The sequence below is a fragment of the Sphingomicrobium sp. XHP0239 genome (assembly GCF_039555325.1).
Lineage (GTDB): Bacteria > Pseudomonadota > Alphaproteobacteria > Sphingomonadales > Sphingomonadaceae > Sphingomicrobium > Sphingomicrobium maritimum.
The window spans coordinates 556,277-572,005 of the sequence record NZ_CP154608.1; the positions used below are offsets into that span (position 1 = coordinate 556,277).

Sequence of the window (15,729 nt, forward strand, 5' to 3'; positions counted from 1 at the left end):
CCGCAACTAGATTTGCGGGTAGACCTCGCGGAGCGCCTCGAGAAGCACGTCGGGAGTCACCGGCTTGCGGACCACTCGATCGTCGGACAGCACGAAAGTGATTTCACGGCGATCGTAGGCGGTGACGAAAACAAAGGGGATACCCCGCTCGCGGAAGATCTCGGCGATCGGCTCGGACGTCTTGCCGCCGCCGAGGTTCACGTCGAGCAAGGCGGCATCTACCATTTCCTCGCGCGCCGCCTTCTTCGCTTCCTCGAAATGCACGTACGGTCCTGCGACGGAGATGCCCATCGATTCCAGCGTATCCGCCATTTCGAACGCGATCAGAAATTCGTCTTCCACGACGAATACGCGCGGTCTTTCATCAACCATCGAAACCGATTTCCTTGTCCTGCGCCGGCACTAGCATTTCCAAGATCCAGCAGGGTTCATCGCCATGATCATCGATCATGGTGTGTCCGCCGGTCCAAGCTGCAACCCCTGACCGATCACGAAGGTCCTGCGACCGTCGTTTTCATCCAGAGTCAGGGAGGACCGGTTCAGACGTCCGTTCAGCGGACGCGCGGACCGCCGAAGGGGAGGGGCGGGGGAGGCTTGCGATCGCGGCGCGGAAGCTGCGCCTGATAGGCGACGCCGCAATGATCGACACAATAGGGGAAGCCCGGATTGGCCGCCTCGCCGCAGAAGTGAAAATCGCTCTCGCCCGGATGACCCATGGGCCAGCGGCAGATGCGTTCGTTCAGATCGAGAAGCGAGGTCTTGTCCGCAACTTCCTCGGAAGGCTTTTCGGGAATCAGCCGACGCGGCGGTGCGGGCGGAATCGGGGCCTGTTGATCGGAAGGGCCCTGGCGCACGAAACCGCCGGGACCCACACTGCGATACTGCGGCTTTCCACTTCCCGAACCGGACGCGGGCGCCTTCTTGTCGTCGGGTTTCCCCGAACCGGTCGCTTTTTCGGGTTCGGGACGCGCGGCGCGATCGGGGTCGGGAGTGCCGACGGCCTTCTTCGCTTCCTTGGGAACAGCGGGCGCCGCTTTCTTGGGCGCGGCCTTGCTGGCGGCGGGCTTCTTCGCGGCGGCTTTCTTCCTCGGCGCAGCCTTCTTCTTCTCGCCCGCCTTCACCGGGCTGGGGCGCGATTCCAAGCCGAGGCGATGCGCTTTGCCGATGACCGCATTGCGGCTCACTCCGCCCAAATCCTCGGCGATCTGGGACGCGGTCTTTCCCTCCGCCCACATTGCTTTCAGTCGATCGATCCGCTCGTCGGTCCAGCTCACGTTGAAAATGTCTCCGATTGTCTTTGGCGCGCCATGCCCTTAGGCGAGGCGGCGATGGCCCACAACGATAACCCGTCGGGGGGTGAAAACTCCTGGTCGAACGCACCGTATGGCGAACCGTTGCTCGGTACCGTCAACTGGCGCGGTCTTCGTACGCTCTATGTCAAGGAGGTGCGGCGCTTTTTCAAGGTGCAGCTCCAGACGGTGTGGGGTCCGGCGGTCACGACTCTGCTGTATCTGGCAATCTTTACGATCGCACTGGCGCGCGGCGGGCGCGAGGTGCTGGGTGTCCCGTTCACCGATTTCCTGGCGCCGGGGCTGATCGTCATGGGAATGATCCAGGCAGCGTTCGCGAATGCCAGCTTCTCGCTTCTGGTCGGCAAACTGCAGGGGACGATCGTCGATTATCTGATGCCACCTTTGTCGACCATGGAATTATTGATCGGTCTGGTCGGGGCGAGCGTCACTCGCGCCTTCATGGTCGGTGGCGCGGTCTGGCTCGTCATGGCGCTGTGGCCGGGGCTCTCGGTCGTTCCCGACAATCTGCTCGTGGTCCTGTTCTTCGGGCTGATGGGGTCGTTGCTCCTGTCCTTTTTCGGACTGCTGACCAGCTTCTGGGCGGAGAAGTTCGACCATGCGGCAATGGTCACCAACTTCGTGGTGGCGCCGCTGGCGCTGCTGTCCGGGACGTTTTACGCGGTCAGCGCGCTTCCCGAGAGCTTCCAGACGGCAAGCCTCGCCAATCCCTTCTTCTTCGTCATTTCGGGATTTCGCTATGGGTTTATCAGTGTCGCGGACTCGCCGGTGACGACGGGTGCGATCGTGCTCCTGTTGCTCAATCTCGCGCTCTTCTTCCTGTGCTACCGATTGCTGGACCGAGGGTGGAAGATTAAGAGTTAACCGCCGCCCGGTTGCCGCCGTTCACCTCCGTGAACCGCCGATAACAGGCCCATTCAGTCGCGCCTCACCGCGCGGCGATCACAACCGACGCATCGAACGACCCACCATCCTGACAAGGAGTAAGGCGTATGCGTTTCCAGTTTCTCAGCATTGCCGCGATCGCGGGTGCGGGCCTTGCCGCCACGCCCGCTCTGGCCGCGGATGTCGGCGTCAATAATAGCGCGGATCAGCCGTATCGCGGCTATCAGCAGCCGTACCGGGGCGGCGGTTACGACCAGCGGGCCCGGGGATACGCATACGGCAATCAGCATTTCGCCTATCAGAAGGTTCGCGAACTGCAGAACCGCGTCGGACGGATGCGGCAGGACATCGCCTATTTCGCGCAGCAGCGCGCGATCGCGCCGAACGAATATCGCAATCTGCAGCGCCGCGCCGCAAACCTGCAGCAGCGGATCGACCGGATGGCTTATCGAGGCTTGAACCGGAACGAATATCAGCGCGCCGTCAACGGCATTCGCAGTCTCCGGCAGCAGATCCAGCGCGACCTTCGCGACGGCCGCCAGTACGCCAACTACGGCTACGGCTATAATGGACAGCGCGATCGCTACTGGAACGACGACGATCGCTACTACAACGATCGTCGTTGGGATGACCGTCGCTACGATCGTCGGGATCGCGACGATGACGATTGGGACGACGACTGGGACGATTGATCTCGGCATCGCCCTTTCCCCCAAAGGGGCAATGCCGAAGTTGGCGCCGTCACCCTTTCCGATGGGTGGCGGCGCCTTTTCTTTTGTCTTAGGGCTGCCCACATCGAGGCTAGCCCAACATTTTCAGAGGAGTTTTCCATGTCGTTTCCCGCGCTGATGCCGGTCTATCCCCGTTGCGAAGTCCGGCCGGTCAAGGGCGAGGGGCCGTATCTGTACGGCGAAGGCGGCGAGAAATACCTCGATTTCGCCAGCGGCATCGCGGTCAATCTCCTGGGCCACAATCATCCCCATCTGACCAAGGCGATCCAGGATCAGGCGGCGAAGCTGATGCACGTCTCGAACCTCTACGGAAGCCCGCAGGGCGAAGCGCTCGCCAAGCGACTGACCGAGCTGACGTTCGCGGACACGGTCTTCTTTACCAATTCGGGGGCCGAGAGCGTCGAGTGCGCGATCAAGACGGTGCGTCGGTTCCACGTCGTCGACGGCAATCCGCAGCGCAAGGAAATCATCACCTTCAAGAACGCCTTCCACGGGCGCACGATGGCGACCGTCAGCGCGGCCAATCAGGAAAAGCTGCACGACGGGTTCGAGCCGCTTCTGCCGGGCTTCACTTACGTCGATTTCGACGATCTCGAAGGTGCGAAGGCGGCGATCAACGACCGCACTGCGGGTTTCCTGGTCGAGCCGATCCAAGGCGAGGGCGGCATCCGCCCGGCGAGCAAGGAATTCCTGCAGGGCCTGCGCAAGCTTGCCGACGATCATGGTCTTCTGCTGGCGCTCGACGAGGTGCAGTGCGGCGTGGGTCGCACGGGCACGCTCTACGCCTACGAACAGTATGATATCGTCCCCGACGTGCTCGCGAGCGCGAAGGGTCTGGGTGGCGGTTTCCCGATGGGGGCCTGCATGGCGACCGAACATGCCGCCAAGGGAATGACGTTCGGCACGCACGGATCAACCTATGGCGGCAATCCGCTCGCGATGGCGGCGTGCGAGGCCGTGCTGGACGTGGTCGCCGACCCCGAATTTCTTGCAGGCGTCCGGGCGACGGGGGAGCGACTGCGCGGTGCGCTCGAGCAGATGATCGGTAATCATCCCGACATGTTCACCGGTATCCGCGGCATGGGACTGATGCTGGGCGTGAAGATGCACGAGGATGTGGTCGCGCGTAGTTTCGTCGGCTGGCTGCGTGGCAAGGGGCTTCTGGCAGTTGCGGCGGGCGACAATGTCGTGCGCGTCCTGCCGCCGCTGAACATCACCGATGAGCATATTCGCGAATTCGTCGACACACTGTCGAGTGCGGCGGGGCAATATCATGCCGAAACCGCCAAGGAGACGGCGTGACCGACACACCGGGCCTGCCGCTCGACGAGGACGTCGTCGTCGGCGTGATCCTGCCGACGCGGGGTGCGCGCGGGCGGGTGACGCGTCTGACGAAGACGGTCGACGCGATCCTCGGACCGCACGCCTATCCCGAACGGATCGAACGCCTGCTGGCCGAGGCGCTGGCGCTCACGGCATTGTTCGGGTCGTTGCTCAAAGACGAGAAGGGCCAGATCACGATGCAGGCTCAGACGCAGGGCGGCATCGTTGAATTGCTGGTGTGTGACTGGCTGGCGGGCGAGTTGCGCGGTCATGTGAAATATGACGGCGACCGATTGGCCGAAGCCGGTCCGGACGTCAGCCTCGGCGACCTGTTCGGGAAGGGGTTTTTGGCGATCACGTTCGACCAGCCCAGCCGCAACGAACGCTATCAGGGCATTGCGCCGATCGAGGGAGCGACTCTCGGGGAGGTGGCGCAGAGTTATTTCGCGCAATCCGAGCAGATCCCGAGCCTGGTCCGGATTCACGCCGAGCGCGTCGCGACCGGTTGGCGCGTCGGCGCGCTGATGCTCCAGCATCTGCCCGAGGGCGAGGAAGGGCGCGAGCGGTTGCATACCAAGCTTGACCATCCCGACTGGCCGCACGTCGCCATTCTCGGCGGCAGCGTGAAGGATTCCGAACTGGTCGATACCGACCTGACGCTCGACGCGTTGGTGTGGCGGCTATTCCACGAGGAGGACGAGGTCAGGCTTTCCGATCCGGTGCGGCTGGCGAAGGGTTGCCGCTGCAGTCCCGATTACATCGCCAGCGTCATCGCGCGTTTCCCGGTGGACGAGCGCAAGGACATGGTCGCCGAGGACGGAATGATCCGCGTCGATTGCGCCTTTTGCGCTACGAGCTTCCCGATCGATCCCGATGCGGTGGCCGACACGGAGACGGACGAAGCTGGCTGATACCCCATTGTTTACCTGCGGTTCATCCCCATATCGATAGGGATGATGACGATGAAGCGTGCCATACTAGCGATGAGCGGATTGCTCTTTGCCGCCTCGGCGGCGACGGCGACGGTCGGCGGAAATGCCGATCGCCAAGCTCAGCCGCGTGTTCTCGCGCCCATCGAAGGCGGTCTCTGGGAGATCACGCAGCTGGGAAGCGACGCTCGCCCGCGGCGTCTGTGTCTTCGCGACGTCTCGGTCTTGGCGCAATACGAGCATATGGGCCGCGAATGCACCCGGGTGACGGTCAACGAAAGCGGCAAAAAGGCGCTGGTGCGCTATACCTGCACCGCCGGAGGTTTCGGAACGAGCGAATTCGAGGTGGTCACGCCGCGCTCGATCACCGTCAAGACGCAGGGCATCAAGAACGGCTATCCGTTCAATCGGACGCTGCTGGCCCGGCGCACGGGTTCCTGCTGACCGGTATCACGCCGCCGCTCTGACAGGGGTCGATCGCTCCCAGACGGCGAAGGCGTTCGATGGTCCGTCATGTTGACGATCGACCCGTTTGTCGTGAGGAAGAATTTTCCCTAAGGCGCGCGGCATGACGCTCTTCATTCTCAAGGCGGTGATTTCGGGACTGCTGGTGGCGACCATCAGCACGTTGGCGCAGCGTTGGCCGGGCTGGGGAGGTCTGCTCGCGTCGCTGCCGCTCGTCAGCCTGTTGTCGATCCTGTGGCTCTATGGCGAGACGCGCGATACGGAAAAGGTCGCCGCACTGGCGATGGGGGCATTCTGGTTTTTCCTTCCCTCGATCCCGATGTTCCTCATCATCCCGTTCATGCTGCGCTCGGGCCAGTCCTTCGGCCTGACGATCTCGGTCGCCGTCGCGGTGACGCTGGCCCTCTACGCAGGCTGGTCGCAGATCGCGCCGCGGATGGGGATCGTGCAATGACCGCCAAGGCCGTAATCCTTCTTTCGGGCGGGTTGGACTCGATGGTGTGCGCCGGCCTCGCCCGCGAGGCGGGAATGGCGATCCACGCGCTGACGATCGACTACGGGCAGCGGCACCGGGTGGAGCTGGAAGCGGCGCGGCGGATCGCCGAGGCGATGGGGGCGGCCGAGCATGTCGTCCTGCCGCTGGACCTGACCGTGTTCGGCGGGTCGGCGCTGACCGACGACATCGACGTGCCGAAGGGCGGGGTGGGGAACGAGATCCCCGTCACCTACGTCCCAGCGCGCAACACGGTGTTCCTGTCGCTGTGCCTCGCCTTCGCCGAGACGCGAGGGGCGAACGACATCGTCATCGGGGTGAACAGTCTCGACTATTCGGGCTATCCCGATTGCCGCCCCCAATTCATCGCCAAATTCGAGGAGCTGGCGCGGCTGGCGACCAAGGCGGGGGACGAAGGTGCCGAAATCCGCATCCGCACCCCGCTCCAGGACATGACCAAGGCCGACATCGCGCGCGAAGCGGACCGGCTGGGCATCGATGCGGGCATGAGCCATAGTTGCTACGATCCCATCGGGGACCGCGCCTGTGGGGCGTGCGATGCCTGTCGCCTGCGCGCGCGAGGGTTCGAGGAAGCGGGGCTGCCCGACCCGACGATCTACGCATGAGCCCGGGACGATCCACACCTCTTAAGTGGCGCTGGTGGGCGGAAAAGCTCGGGCCGGAATTGGCGATTTCCATCGATCACAATCGAGTCGAGGTTCGACACAATGGCACGATGACCTATGCCAACGCTCCCTTCTCTTGCGAGCATCTGCTCGTCAGCGAAGCCACATTTTTAGAAGAAGCACTTAATCGGGCAGTGACGAAGCACGGGCTCGGTCTTCGCTGGTGGGCCATGACGTTCGTAATCTCGCCGCCGAAAGTTCCCATCCACGGCATCGAGGCAAACGGGATTTTTCAGGCGGCTGAAATGGCAGGCGCAAATGCCGTCCGATGGGCTAGCGAGCCCACTTGGTGTCCGAACCATTCGACCTGGCAGGATCGATATGTAGATTACGCGAGGGAACGCCGGTGACCTATGCGGTCAAGGAAATGTTCCTGACGCTTCAGGGCGAGGGGATGCAGGCGGGGTCGCGGGCGGTGTTCCTGCGCTTCGCCGGGTGCAACCTGTGGAGCGGTCTCGAGCGCGACCGCGGGAAAGCGATCTGCCAGTTCTGCGATACGCAGTTCGTGGGAACCGACGGGGTCAACGGCGGGAAGTTTCGAGAAGCGGAGGCGTTGGCGGACGCGGTCGCGTCGCTATGGGGCGAAGGCTCGGCGGAACGGCTGGTCGTCTGCACGGGGGGCGAACCCCTGTTGCAACTCGATGCGGCCTTGATCGATGCGCTGCATAGCCGGGGTTTTCGGATCGCGGTCGAGAGCAACGGGACCATCGCCGCACCCGAGGGCATCGACTGGCTGTGCATCTCGCCTAAGGCCGGGTCGGAACTGAAGCAGACATCGGGCAACGAACTGAAGCTGGTTTGGCCCCAACCGTTCGACCTCGACAGGCTGGAGGCCCTCGACTTCGATCACTTCCTCTTGCAGCCGATGGACGGCGAGGCGGTCGATGCGGCGACGGAAGCCGCGATCGAACTGGTCATGGAACGGCCGAAATGGCGCGTGACGCTTCAGACCCACAAGGTGCTGGGACTGGCGTAGCAGCGAAGAAGGCGGCGCCTATTCCGCGCTCTCTTCGCTTTCCTCGCTGGTCGAATCGATGCCCGGCACGTCTTCGTCGGCGAGGCCCCCGTCATAATCGGTCGCGGCGTCGATCGCGGTGATGTCGCGCGGGGCGGGGGTTTCGAGTTCGGTAGCTTCGGGCTGGCCCTCGGTGGGGACGGTTTCCTCGGCCGTGTCGCCACCGCAGGCGGCGAGCGCCAGCAGGGGCAGAGCGAAAATGATGCGCATGTCAGTCTCCTTGGCTCTCGCCTAGCGCGGAGAGGAATTGGGGGAAATGCTTTTCGAGCGCGGTGTCGAGATCGGACATGGTGGCGCCGGTGCCGAGTTTTTCGAGGCTGGTAACGCCATAGTCCGCAATCCCGCAGGGCACGATGCCGCCGAAGTGGGAGAGGTCGGGCGCGACGTTGATCGAGAAGCCGTGCAGCGTAACCCACCGCTTCACCCGCACGCCGATGGCGCCGATCTTGGCTTCTTCCGCGCCCGACCCGGTCCAGATGCCGATGCGTCCGGGCTCGCGGCGGGCCGTCACGTCGAGCGTGCCGAGCGCGTCGATCATCCAGCCTTCCAGGGCGTGGACGAAGCGGCGGATGTCCTTGCCGCGCCGTGCGAGATCGAGATTGAGGTAACCGACCCGCTGTCCGGGACCATGATAGGTGTAGCGCCCGCCGCGGCCCGCATCGAAGACGGGAAAACCGTCCGGGTTGGTCAGCTCCGCCGGATCCGCACTGGTGCCGGCAGTAAATAATGGGGGATGTTCGAGTAGCCAGGCTCGCTCGTGCGCCCCGGTCTCGCGGATCGCGGCGGCGCGCGCCGTCATATCGGCGAGCGCATCCGCGTAGGAGACCGGCGTATCGGAGACGTGCCATTCGGGCTGCATGGGGCGCGATGTGCGATGACGCTTCGCGCTTGGCAAGAGCGCGCGGAACGTTAGGTTGCTCGATCGAACGAAGGGGAGCGAAGCATGGCGGGATTGTCGATCAGCAAGGCATGGGACGACGCGCGTCCGATCATCGCCCGCGACGGGCGGCTGATGTTCATCATCGCGCTTGCCACGGTGGTCCTGCCGCAAGCCATTCTGACACTGGTCGCGCCCGATAGCGGCGAGACGGTGGACGGGGCCGAAGGCTCGTCGTTCCTGCTCTTGGGGCTCAACCTGCTGCTGGCGCTGGTCAATGTCGTCGGGTCGATCGCCATCGCCACGCTCGCGCTGACGAAAGGCGCGAGCGTGGCGGACGGCCTGATGCGCGGGCTGCGGCGTCTGCTGCCGACGATCGGAGCGAGTTTCGTGCTGCTGATCGTCGTGATGGCTATCGTCTTCGGCCTCATGCTGATCGGATTTGCCGGATCGCTGCCCGATCTGTCCGATCCCGAGGCGATGCCGGAAGTCTCCGCGCTCGGCGTCTTCGCGGTACTGGCCATTTTACCAATTCTGCTGTTCGTGGGGGTACGGTTCATGATGATGACCCCGGTCATTGCGGCGGAGAACGAGGGCATCTTCGGGATCCTTCGGCGGACTTGGCGGCTGACGTCGGGCCATTTCTGGCGGCTGCTCGGATTTCTGATTCTGTTCGGGATCGGGGCCATCGTCTTCATCCTCGGAACGACGCTGGTCGGGGGGCTGCTGGTCAAACTCCTGCTCGGCGATCCCGATCCGCTCACCCCCGCTGCGCTGGTCATGGGACTGATCAGCGGGCTGGCGGCGGCAGTGATCACCATCGTCTATTCAACGATTCTCGCGCGACTCTATCTCCAGCTGGCGGGCAAGCCTGCCGATCCCGATGCGGAAGAATTACGGGCCGCGGACTGAGGATGTCTATTCCCACCGCGCGAGCGGGGGGAGGCTCATCAGGATGGCATCGGTGTTGCCGCCGGTCTTGAGGCCGAACAAGGTGCCGCGGTCGTAGAGAAGATTGAATTCAACGTAGCGTCCGCGGAAGTCCAGCAGCGCGGCCATGTCCTCGTCGGTGAAGTCGCTGTCCATGCGTTTGCGCACGATCCTCGGGAAGACGTCGAGGAACGCCTCGCCCACATCGCGTGTGAAGGCGAAATGCGGTTCGAACAGGTCGCCTTCCGCGTCCAGCCGGTCGTAGAAGATCCCGCCGACCCCGCGATGCCGCTGTCGATGGGGCAGATAGAAATAGTCGTCCGCCCATTTGCTGAACTTCTCGTAATAGGTCGGATCGTGCGCGGCGCAGGCTGCGCGCAGGCGGGCGTGGAACGCTTCCGTGTCGTCGTCATAGATCAGCGCCGGATTGAGGTCGGCGCCGCCGCCGAACCAGCGCTTCGACGTCGTGATCATCCGGGTGTTCATGTGCACGGCCGGGACATGAGGATTGGCCATATGGGCGACGAGGCTGATCCCGGTGGCGAAGAAGGAAGGATCCTCCTCGGTTCCGGGAATCGATTTGGCGAATTCCTCGCTGAAGGTGCCGTAGACCGTGGAGACGTTGACCCCGACTTTTTCGAAAACCTTGCCCTTCATCACCCCACGCACGCCGCCGCCGCCATCCTCGCCCGCGGCGTCCTCGCGGTCCCACGCAATATAGTCGAAACGCGCGTCGGATCCGGCCTCCTGCTCGATCGCTTCGAACGCGGTGCAGATGCGGGTGCGCAGCGCTTCGAACCAGTCGCGTGCTGCCTGTTGCTGGGGGTCTAGGGCTTGCATGGGGAGGGGGTTTAGTGAGGACGGGCGGACGCGCAAGGCCGCTTCGTCCCCCTGACCGAAATCATGCCTTGGCAAACGGGGCGAAGCGCGGCTATCAGGCGCCCAACCGAAGGGGTGGCGCCATGCCGGCGATCCGCCCCTGATGCACAAGAGACCTACGGGATTTTCGATGGCCACGACCGCACAACCTGAGCAGCCGGACCCCATGCTGAAGGAAGACGAAGCGACGCCGACCGATGGCGTCCGTCGTCGCGACTTCCTCGATATCGCCGCGCTGAGCTTCGGCGGGGTGGGGGTCGCCGCCGTGGTGCTGCCCCTCATCAACCAGATGAGTCCCGACGCCGACGTGCGCGCGCTGGCCTCGACCGAGATCGACGTCAGCCAGATCCAGCCGGGGCAGGCGATCAAGACCAGCTGGCGCAAGCAGCCGGTGTTCATCCGCAACCTGACGCAGGAAGAGATTGCCGAGGCCAATTCGGTCAACGTCAGCAGCCTTCGCGATGCGCAGACGCTCGACGAGCGCACGCAGGAAGGGCATCGCAACTTCCTTGTCACGCTGGGTGTCTGCACCCATCTCGGGTGCGTGCCGCTGGGCGTCGGCGAGGGCGAGAACAAGGGCGAGTTCGGCGGTTATTTCTGCCCCTGCCACGGGTCGCACTACGACACGGCGGGCCGCATTCGCAAAGGACCCGCGCCGACCAACCTGGTCGTGCCCGAATTCGAATTCGTCACCGACGACCTGATCCGCATCGGGTAGAGGACAAGAGGAAGCACCCCATGAGTTTCGCCTGGGCAAAGCCTTACGAACCCAAGACGCAGCTGGGCCACTGGGTGGACCAGCGCCTGCCGCTGCCGCGCATGATCTACGGCGCGGTCGGGGGCGGCTATCCGGTGCCGCGCAACCTCAACTATGCCTGGAACTTCGGTGTTCTGGCCGGCGTGTTCCTGATGATCCAGATCGTCACCGGCATCGTCCTGGCGATGTGGTACAACAGCCAGGTCGGCACGGCGTTCGGCTCGGTCGAGCACATCATGCGCGACGTCAACGCGGGCTGGTTCCTGCGCTACGCCCACGCCAACGGGGCGAGCTTCTTCTTCATCGTCGTCTACATCCATATCTTCCGCGGGCTGTTCTACGGCTCGTACAAGGCGCCGCGCGAACTCGTGTGGATGCTGGGGCTCGTCGTCTATCTTCTGATGATGGCGACCGCGTTCATGGGCTATGTCCTCCCCTGGGGGCAGATGAGCTATTGGGGCGCACAGGTCATCACGGGCTTCTTCTCGGCCTTCCCCTTCATCGGCGAACCGATCCGCGTGTGGCTGCTCGGTGGATACGTGCCCGACCAGCCGACGCTGACTCGTTTCTTCAGCCTTCATTACCTCCTGCCGTTCGTGATCGCGGGCACGGTGATCCTCAAGACCTGGGCGTTGCACATCCCGGGCTCGTCGAACCCGACCGGCGTGGACGTGAAGACCGAGAAGGACACGTTGCCCTTCCACCCCTTCTACACCGCCAAGGACGGCTGGTTCGTGCTGGCCTTTCTGATGGTCTACGTCGCGGTCACCTTCTTCCTGCCGAACGCGCTGGGTCATGCCGACAACTACATCGAGGCCGATCCGCTGGCGACGCCCGCGCACATCGTGCCCGAATGGTACTTCCTGCCCTTCTACGGGATCCTCAAGGCGTTCACCGCGGACTTCATCCTGCCGGCGAAGCTGTGGGGCGTGGTCGCCATGTTCGCGGCGATCCTCATCCTGTTCCTGCTGCCGTGGCTGGACCGTTCGCCGGTGCGATCGGGTCACTATCGCCCGCTGTTCAAGGTGTTCTTCGGCCTTCTGATCCTCGACGTGTTGCTGCTCGGCTGGGCCGGCGGCGCAGAGGTGACGCCGCTCACGGTCGCGATCATGCAGGTCGCCACCATGTATTATTTCGCGCACTTCCTCATCATCCTGCCGCTGATCTCGAAGTTCGAGAAGCCGATTCCGCTTCCCAATTCGATCTCGAAATCGGCGCTGCACGGCGAGGACGAGGAAAGTGCGCCCTACGGGCTCGCGCGGGCCTGACGACGACACGGGGACAAGAGACGATTTTATGGGTCAGCTGATCAAGTTCATTGGTATCCGCGGCTTCGCTTTCTTCGCGGGCGTGGGCGTCATCATCGTCCTGCTGTTTGCGATGATCGGCGATCTCGCGACCTATTTCAGCGCCGAGCCCGAGGAATCGGCCGAGCATGCGCTGCACAAATATCCCAAGGACGTGTCCTTCTCGTTCGACGGGCCGTTCGGGCGCTATGACGACGCCCAGCTGCAGCGCGGTCTGGCCGTCTATCAGAACGTCTGCGCCTCGTGCCACGGCATGCAGTATGTTGCGTTCCGCAATCTCGAGGAAATCGGGTACAGCGCCGAGGAAGTGAAGGCGTTCGCCGCCAACTGGGCGGTCGAAGTGCCGACCATCGATGCCGACACCGGCGAGGCCACGACCCGCCCCGCACTGCCGACCGACACCTTCCCGATGCCGTTCGAGAACGAGACCGCGGCGCGGCTCGCGAACAACAACGCCTATCCGCCCGACATGAGCCTGATCGTGAAGGCGCGTAGTGGTGGGGCCCCCTACATCTACTCGCTGCTGACGGGCTATCAGGAGCCCTATCAGGGCTATGAAGAGCCGGCAGCCGAGCTGGCGGAACGGTTCCCCGACGCAGCGCCGGGTCCGGGCCTGTATCACAACCCCTATTTCAAGAACCTCAATATCGCGATGCCCCCGCCGATCACGACCGACGGGCAGGTAAGCTATCCCGAGGGTGCGCCCGAACCGACCGTCGAGCAGATGGCGAAGGACGTGACCGCCTTCCTTGCATGGGCCGCCGAACCGCGGGCCGATACGCGCAAGAACGCCGGGACCGCGGTGCTCATCTTCCTCGCCTTCGCGACCGTGTTCGCCTATCTCAGCTATCGCCAGATCTGGGCCGAGGCGAAGCGCAAGGTCGTCGCCAAGGGTCCGCTCGATCCCGAGAACATGGCCGAGCGCGAAGAGGCCAAGGCCGAGGCGGCCGAGAAGGGCCGTGGGGTGAAGGGCTGAGGATTTCGCGGCTTTCGCGGATGATCCCGTCGGGGGCGTCCCGGTAATGGGCGACCTCGACCGATCCCCCGACCGCAATGCCGATCTTCGCGCGATGGTTCGGACCATCGCCGACTTTCCGAAGCCCGGCGTGCAGTTTCGCGACCTCACGACGTTGTTGCTCGATCCCGCCGGATTGAAGGCCAGCATCGAACGGTTGGTGGCGAGCGTCGCGGGTCCGATCGACCTGGTCGCCGCGATCGACGCGCGCGGGTTCGCGATCGGCGGCGCGGTCGCGCAAGCGATGGACGCGGGGCTGCTGCTCATCCGAAAGGACGGCAAGCTGCCGGGCGAGACGATTGCCGAGGCCTATTCGCTCGAATATGGCGAGGACCGGTTGGCGATGCATGTCGACGCCTGCGCTCCCGGCGCCCGCGTCCTGCTGGTCGACGATCTGATCGCGACGGGCGGGACTGCCGGTGCGGCTGCGACCCTGGTGGAGCGGGCCGGGGCCGAACTGGTGGGCGCACGTTTCCTGATCGACCTGCCCGATCTGGGTGGAAGCGCCCGGCTCCGCGAGCGCGGAGTCGAGACGTGGAGCCTGATGGAGTTCGCCGGCGACTAGGCCGGGCGGCGGCGCGTCATCACGTTGCTGGTAAAGCGCATGACTTCGACATCGTCCTGATTGAAAACGCTCGTGCGGGTCTTGTGCAGCCCGACGTCGGAGCGCGAGTTCATCGGGCGCTTTTCGAGCACCTCGGTCTCGAGCCGAAGCGTGTCGCCGGGGTAGACGGGCGTGAGCCATTTGAGGTCGTCGATGCCGGGCGAGCCGAGGCTGGCGATCTTCTGCGGTGCCATCCTGTCGACCAGCATGCGCATCGCCATGGCACCCGTGTGCCAGCCGGAGGCCGAGAGTTTACCGAATAGGCTCGCTTCGGCAGCCGCGTCGTCGAGGTGGAAAGGCTGGGGATCGTAGGCGCTCGCGAAATCGATCACTTCCTCGCGGGTGACCTTGTAGGCGCCGAAACGATCGATACGACCGACGTCGATGTCCTCCCAGAAGACGCGATCGTCAGACATTGAACTTGAACAGCATCACGTCGCCGTCCGAGACCACATAGTCCTTGCCTTCCTGGCGCAGCTTGCCGGCGTCGCGCGCCGCGCTTTCGCCGCCCAGCGACACATAGTCATCGAAGGCGATGGTTTCGGCGCGAATGAAGCCGCGTTCGAAGTCGGTGTGGATCTCGCCGGCCGCCTGCGGCGCGCGCGCACCGCGGAACACTGTCCAGGCGCGTGCTTCCTTGGGGCCGGCGGTGAAAAAGGTGTGGAGATTGAGAAGCTCGTAGCCCGCGCGGATGATCCGGTTGAGGCCGGTTTCTTCGAGGCCCATCTCGCCGAGGAACTCCAGTCGTTCCTCGCGCTCCATCCCGACCATGTCGGCCTCAATCGCGGCGGAGACGATCACGGCCTCCGCACCTTCGGCTTCGGCTTTCTCGAAGACACGCTTGGAGAAATCGTTGCCGGTGGCGGCATCCTCCTCGTTCACGTTACAGACGTAGAGGACGGGCTTTGCGGTCAGAAGCTGCGCCTGTGCGAACTGCTTGGCCTCTTCCTCGTCGTTGATGTCGGTGAGACGCGCGGGCTTGCCTTCGCGCAGGAGATCGAGCGCCTTGCCGAGAACGGCCGCCGTGATCTTCGCTTCCTTGTCACCGCCGGTGGCGCGCTTCTGCGCGTTGGGGACGCGTTTCTCGAGGCTTTCCATGTCGGCGAGGAGGAGTTCGGTCTCGACCACTTCGGCATCGGCGATCGGATCGACGTGGTTGGAGACGTGCTGGATGTCGTCGTCCTCGAAACAGCGCAACACGTGGACGATGGCGTCGACCTCGCGGATGTTGGCGAGAAACTGGTTGCCGAGGCCCTCGCCCTTGGACGCGCCTTTCACGAGACCCGCGATGTCCACAAAGGCAAGCTGGGTCGGCACGACCTTCGCCGACTTGGCGATCTCGGCGATGCGATCGAGGCGCGCGTCCGGAACCGCGACCTGGCCGACGTTGGGCTCGATCGTGCAGAAGGGATAGTTTGCGGCTTGCGCCGCCTGTGTTTCGGTCAGTGCGTTGAAGAGGGTCGATTTGCCCACGTTGGGCAGTCCGACGATGCCGCATTTGAAACCCATGATGTCGTCTTTTC

At 64.0% G+C, this 15,729-nt stretch carries 21 protein-coding genes; 14 read left to right on the plus strand and 7 right to left on the minus strand.

The genetic code is table 11. From position 1 onward, the window contains the following. Positions 1-6 precede the first annotated feature (6 nt). Both WJT74_RS02795 and WJT74_RS02800 read right to left on the minus strand, forming a co-directional pair. Positions 7-372 carry a response regulator gene (locus WJT74_RS02795; protein WP_343346601.1) on the minus strand — a complete coding sequence of 122 codons (366 nt, stop codon included), beginning with the start codon at positions 370-372 and terminating at the stop codon, positions 7-9. 179 nt (positions 373-551) lie between these two features. Then, positions 552-1,274 (minus strand): GcrA family cell cycle regulator, encoded by a 723-nt coding sequence (locus WJT74_RS02800; protein WP_343346603.1) that lies wholly within the window; start codon positions 1,272-1,274, stop codon positions 552-554. Between the two features lie 54 nt (positions 1,275-1,328). Here WJT74_RS02800 and WJT74_RS02805 point away from each other — a divergent pair, with 54 nt between their 5' ends. The 9 genes from WJT74_RS02805 (at position 1,329) to queE (ending at position 7,798) form a co-directional block, all read left to right on the plus strand. Beyond that, on the plus strand, positions 1,329-2,174 hold the full coding sequence (locus WJT74_RS02805) for an ABC transporter permease (RefSeq protein ID WP_343346605.1): 846 nt from the start codon (positions 1,329-1,331) through the stop codon (positions 2,172-2,174). 128 nt (positions 2,175-2,302) lie between these two features. Beyond that, positions 2,303-2,887, plus strand: a complete 585-nt coding sequence (locus WJT74_RS02810; RefSeq protein ID WP_343346608.1) for a hypothetical protein — start codon at positions 2,303-2,305, stop codon at positions 2,885-2,887. A 138-nt stretch (positions 2,888-3,025) separates the two neighbouring features. Further along, the gene (locus WJT74_RS02815; RefSeq protein ID WP_343346610.1) at positions 3,026-4,228 is read left to right on the plus strand and encodes an aspartate aminotransferase family protein; all 1,203 of its coding nucleotides are present in this window, start codon (positions 3,026-3,028) and stop codon (positions 4,226-4,228) included. Beyond that, on the plus strand, positions 4,225-5,160 hold the full coding sequence (locus WJT74_RS02820; protein ID WP_343346612.1) for an Hsp33 family molecular chaperone HslO: 936 nt from the start codon (positions 4,225-4,227) through the stop codon (positions 5,158-5,160). The genes WJT74_RS02815 and WJT74_RS02820 overlap by 4 nt, the downstream gene beginning before the upstream one ends. A gap of 51 nt (positions 5,161-5,211) precedes the next feature. After that, complete coding sequence (locus WJT74_RS02825) at positions 5,212-5,622, plus strand: DUF3617 domain-containing protein (protein ID WP_343346614.1); 411 nt, start codon at positions 5,212-5,214, stop codon at positions 5,620-5,622. Positions 5,623-5,746: 124 nt separating this feature from the next. Then, positions 5,747-6,097, plus strand: coding sequence for a DUF3147 family protein (locus WJT74_RS02830; RefSeq protein WP_343346616.1), 351 nt, complete (start codon positions 5,747-5,749; stop codon positions 6,095-6,097). After that, entirely contained in the window at positions 6,094-6,762 is a 669-nt protein-coding gene (gene queC, locus WJT74_RS02835) for a 7-cyano-7-deazaguanine synthase QueC (RefSeq protein ID WP_343346618.1), read from the plus strand. The genes WJT74_RS02830 and queC overlap by 4 nt, the downstream gene beginning before the upstream one ends. After that, positions 6,759-7,172, plus strand: coding sequence for a hypothetical protein (locus WJT74_RS02840; RefSeq protein WP_343346621.1), 414 nt, complete (start codon positions 6,759-6,761; stop codon positions 7,170-7,172). The genes queC and WJT74_RS02840 overlap by 4 nt, the downstream gene beginning before the upstream one ends. Then, positions 7,169-7,798, plus strand: a complete 630-nt coding sequence (queE, locus tag WJT74_RS02845) for a 7-carboxy-7-deazaguanine synthase (protein ID WP_343346624.1) — start codon at positions 7,169-7,171, stop codon at positions 7,796-7,798. Before WJT74_RS02840 ends, queE begins: the two co-directional genes overlap by 4 nt. Before the next feature lie 18 nt (positions 7,799-7,816). On the opposite strand, the gene WJT74_RS02850 is transcribed toward queE, so the two are convergent. Together WJT74_RS02850 and lipB are read right to left on the minus strand one after the other, a co-directional pair. Beyond that, positions 7,817-8,047, minus strand: coding sequence for a hypothetical protein (locus WJT74_RS02850; protein WP_343346627.1), 231 nt, complete (start codon positions 8,045-8,047; stop codon positions 7,817-7,819). Position 8,048: 1 nt separating this feature from the next. Continuing rightward, entirely contained in the window at positions 8,049-8,696 is a 648-nt protein-coding gene (lipB, locus tag WJT74_RS02855) for a lipoyl(octanoyl) transferase LipB (protein WP_343346630.1), read from the minus strand. Positions 8,697-8,780: 84 nt separating this feature from the next. On the opposite strand from lipB, the gene WJT74_RS02860 reads away from it, so the two are divergent. Beyond that, positions 8,781-9,626 (plus strand): glycerophosphoryl diester phosphodiesterase membrane domain-containing protein, encoded by an 846-nt coding sequence (locus WJT74_RS02860; RefSeq protein WP_343346633.1) that lies wholly within the window; start codon positions 8,781-8,783, stop codon positions 9,624-9,626. A gap of 6 nt (positions 9,627-9,632) precedes the next feature. Here the strand turns inward: WJT74_RS02860 and hemF are convergent, their stop codons facing one another. After that, positions 9,633-10,484: an oxygen-dependent coproporphyrinogen oxidase gene (gene hemF, locus WJT74_RS02865; RefSeq protein WP_343346636.1), complete on the minus strand. Its 852-nt coding sequence runs from the start codon at positions 10,482-10,484 to the stop codon at positions 9,633-9,635. 205 nt (positions 10,485-10,689) lie between these two features. Here hemF and petA point away from each other — a divergent pair, with 205 nt between their 5' ends. Genes petA through WJT74_RS02885 form a run of 4 tightly spaced genes read left to right on the plus strand, consistent with a single transcriptional unit; the run spans position 10,690 to position 14,167 of the window. Continuing rightward, the gene (petA, locus tag WJT74_RS02870) at positions 10,690-11,241 is read left to right on the plus strand and encodes a ubiquinol-cytochrome c reductase iron-sulfur subunit (RefSeq protein ID WP_343348264.1); all 552 of its coding nucleotides are present in this window, start codon (positions 10,690-10,692) and stop codon (positions 11,239-11,241) included. 20 nt (positions 11,242-11,261) lie between these two features. Continuing rightward, positions 11,262-12,548: a cytochrome b gene (locus WJT74_RS02875; RefSeq protein ID WP_343346639.1), complete on the plus strand. Its 1,287-nt coding sequence runs from the start codon at positions 11,262-11,264 to the stop codon at positions 12,546-12,548. 28 nt (positions 12,549-12,576) lie between these two features. Further along, positions 12,577-13,563, plus strand: a complete 987-nt coding sequence (locus WJT74_RS02880; protein ID WP_343346642.1) for a cytochrome c1 — start codon at positions 12,577-12,579, stop codon at positions 13,561-13,563. A gap of 46 nt (positions 13,564-13,609) precedes the next feature. Then, entirely contained in the window at positions 13,610-14,167 is a 558-nt protein-coding gene (locus WJT74_RS02885) for an adenine phosphoribosyltransferase (protein WP_343346644.1), read from the plus strand. Here the strand turns inward: WJT74_RS02885 and WJT74_RS02890 are convergent. Then, positions 14,164-14,622: a MaoC family dehydratase gene (locus tag WJT74_RS02890; protein ID WP_343346646.1), complete on the minus strand. Its 459-nt coding sequence runs from the start codon at positions 14,620-14,622 to the stop codon at positions 14,164-14,166. The genes WJT74_RS02885 and WJT74_RS02890 overlap by 4 nt on opposite strands. After that, positions 14,615-15,715 carry a redox-regulated ATPase YchF gene (gene ychF / locus WJT74_RS02895; protein ID WP_343346648.1) on the minus strand — a complete coding sequence of 367 codons (1,101 nt, stop codon included), beginning with the start codon at positions 15,713-15,715 and terminating at the stop codon, positions 14,615-14,617. The genes WJT74_RS02890 and ychF overlap by 8 nt, the downstream gene beginning before the upstream one ends. Positions 15,716-15,729: the final 14 nt, after the last annotated feature.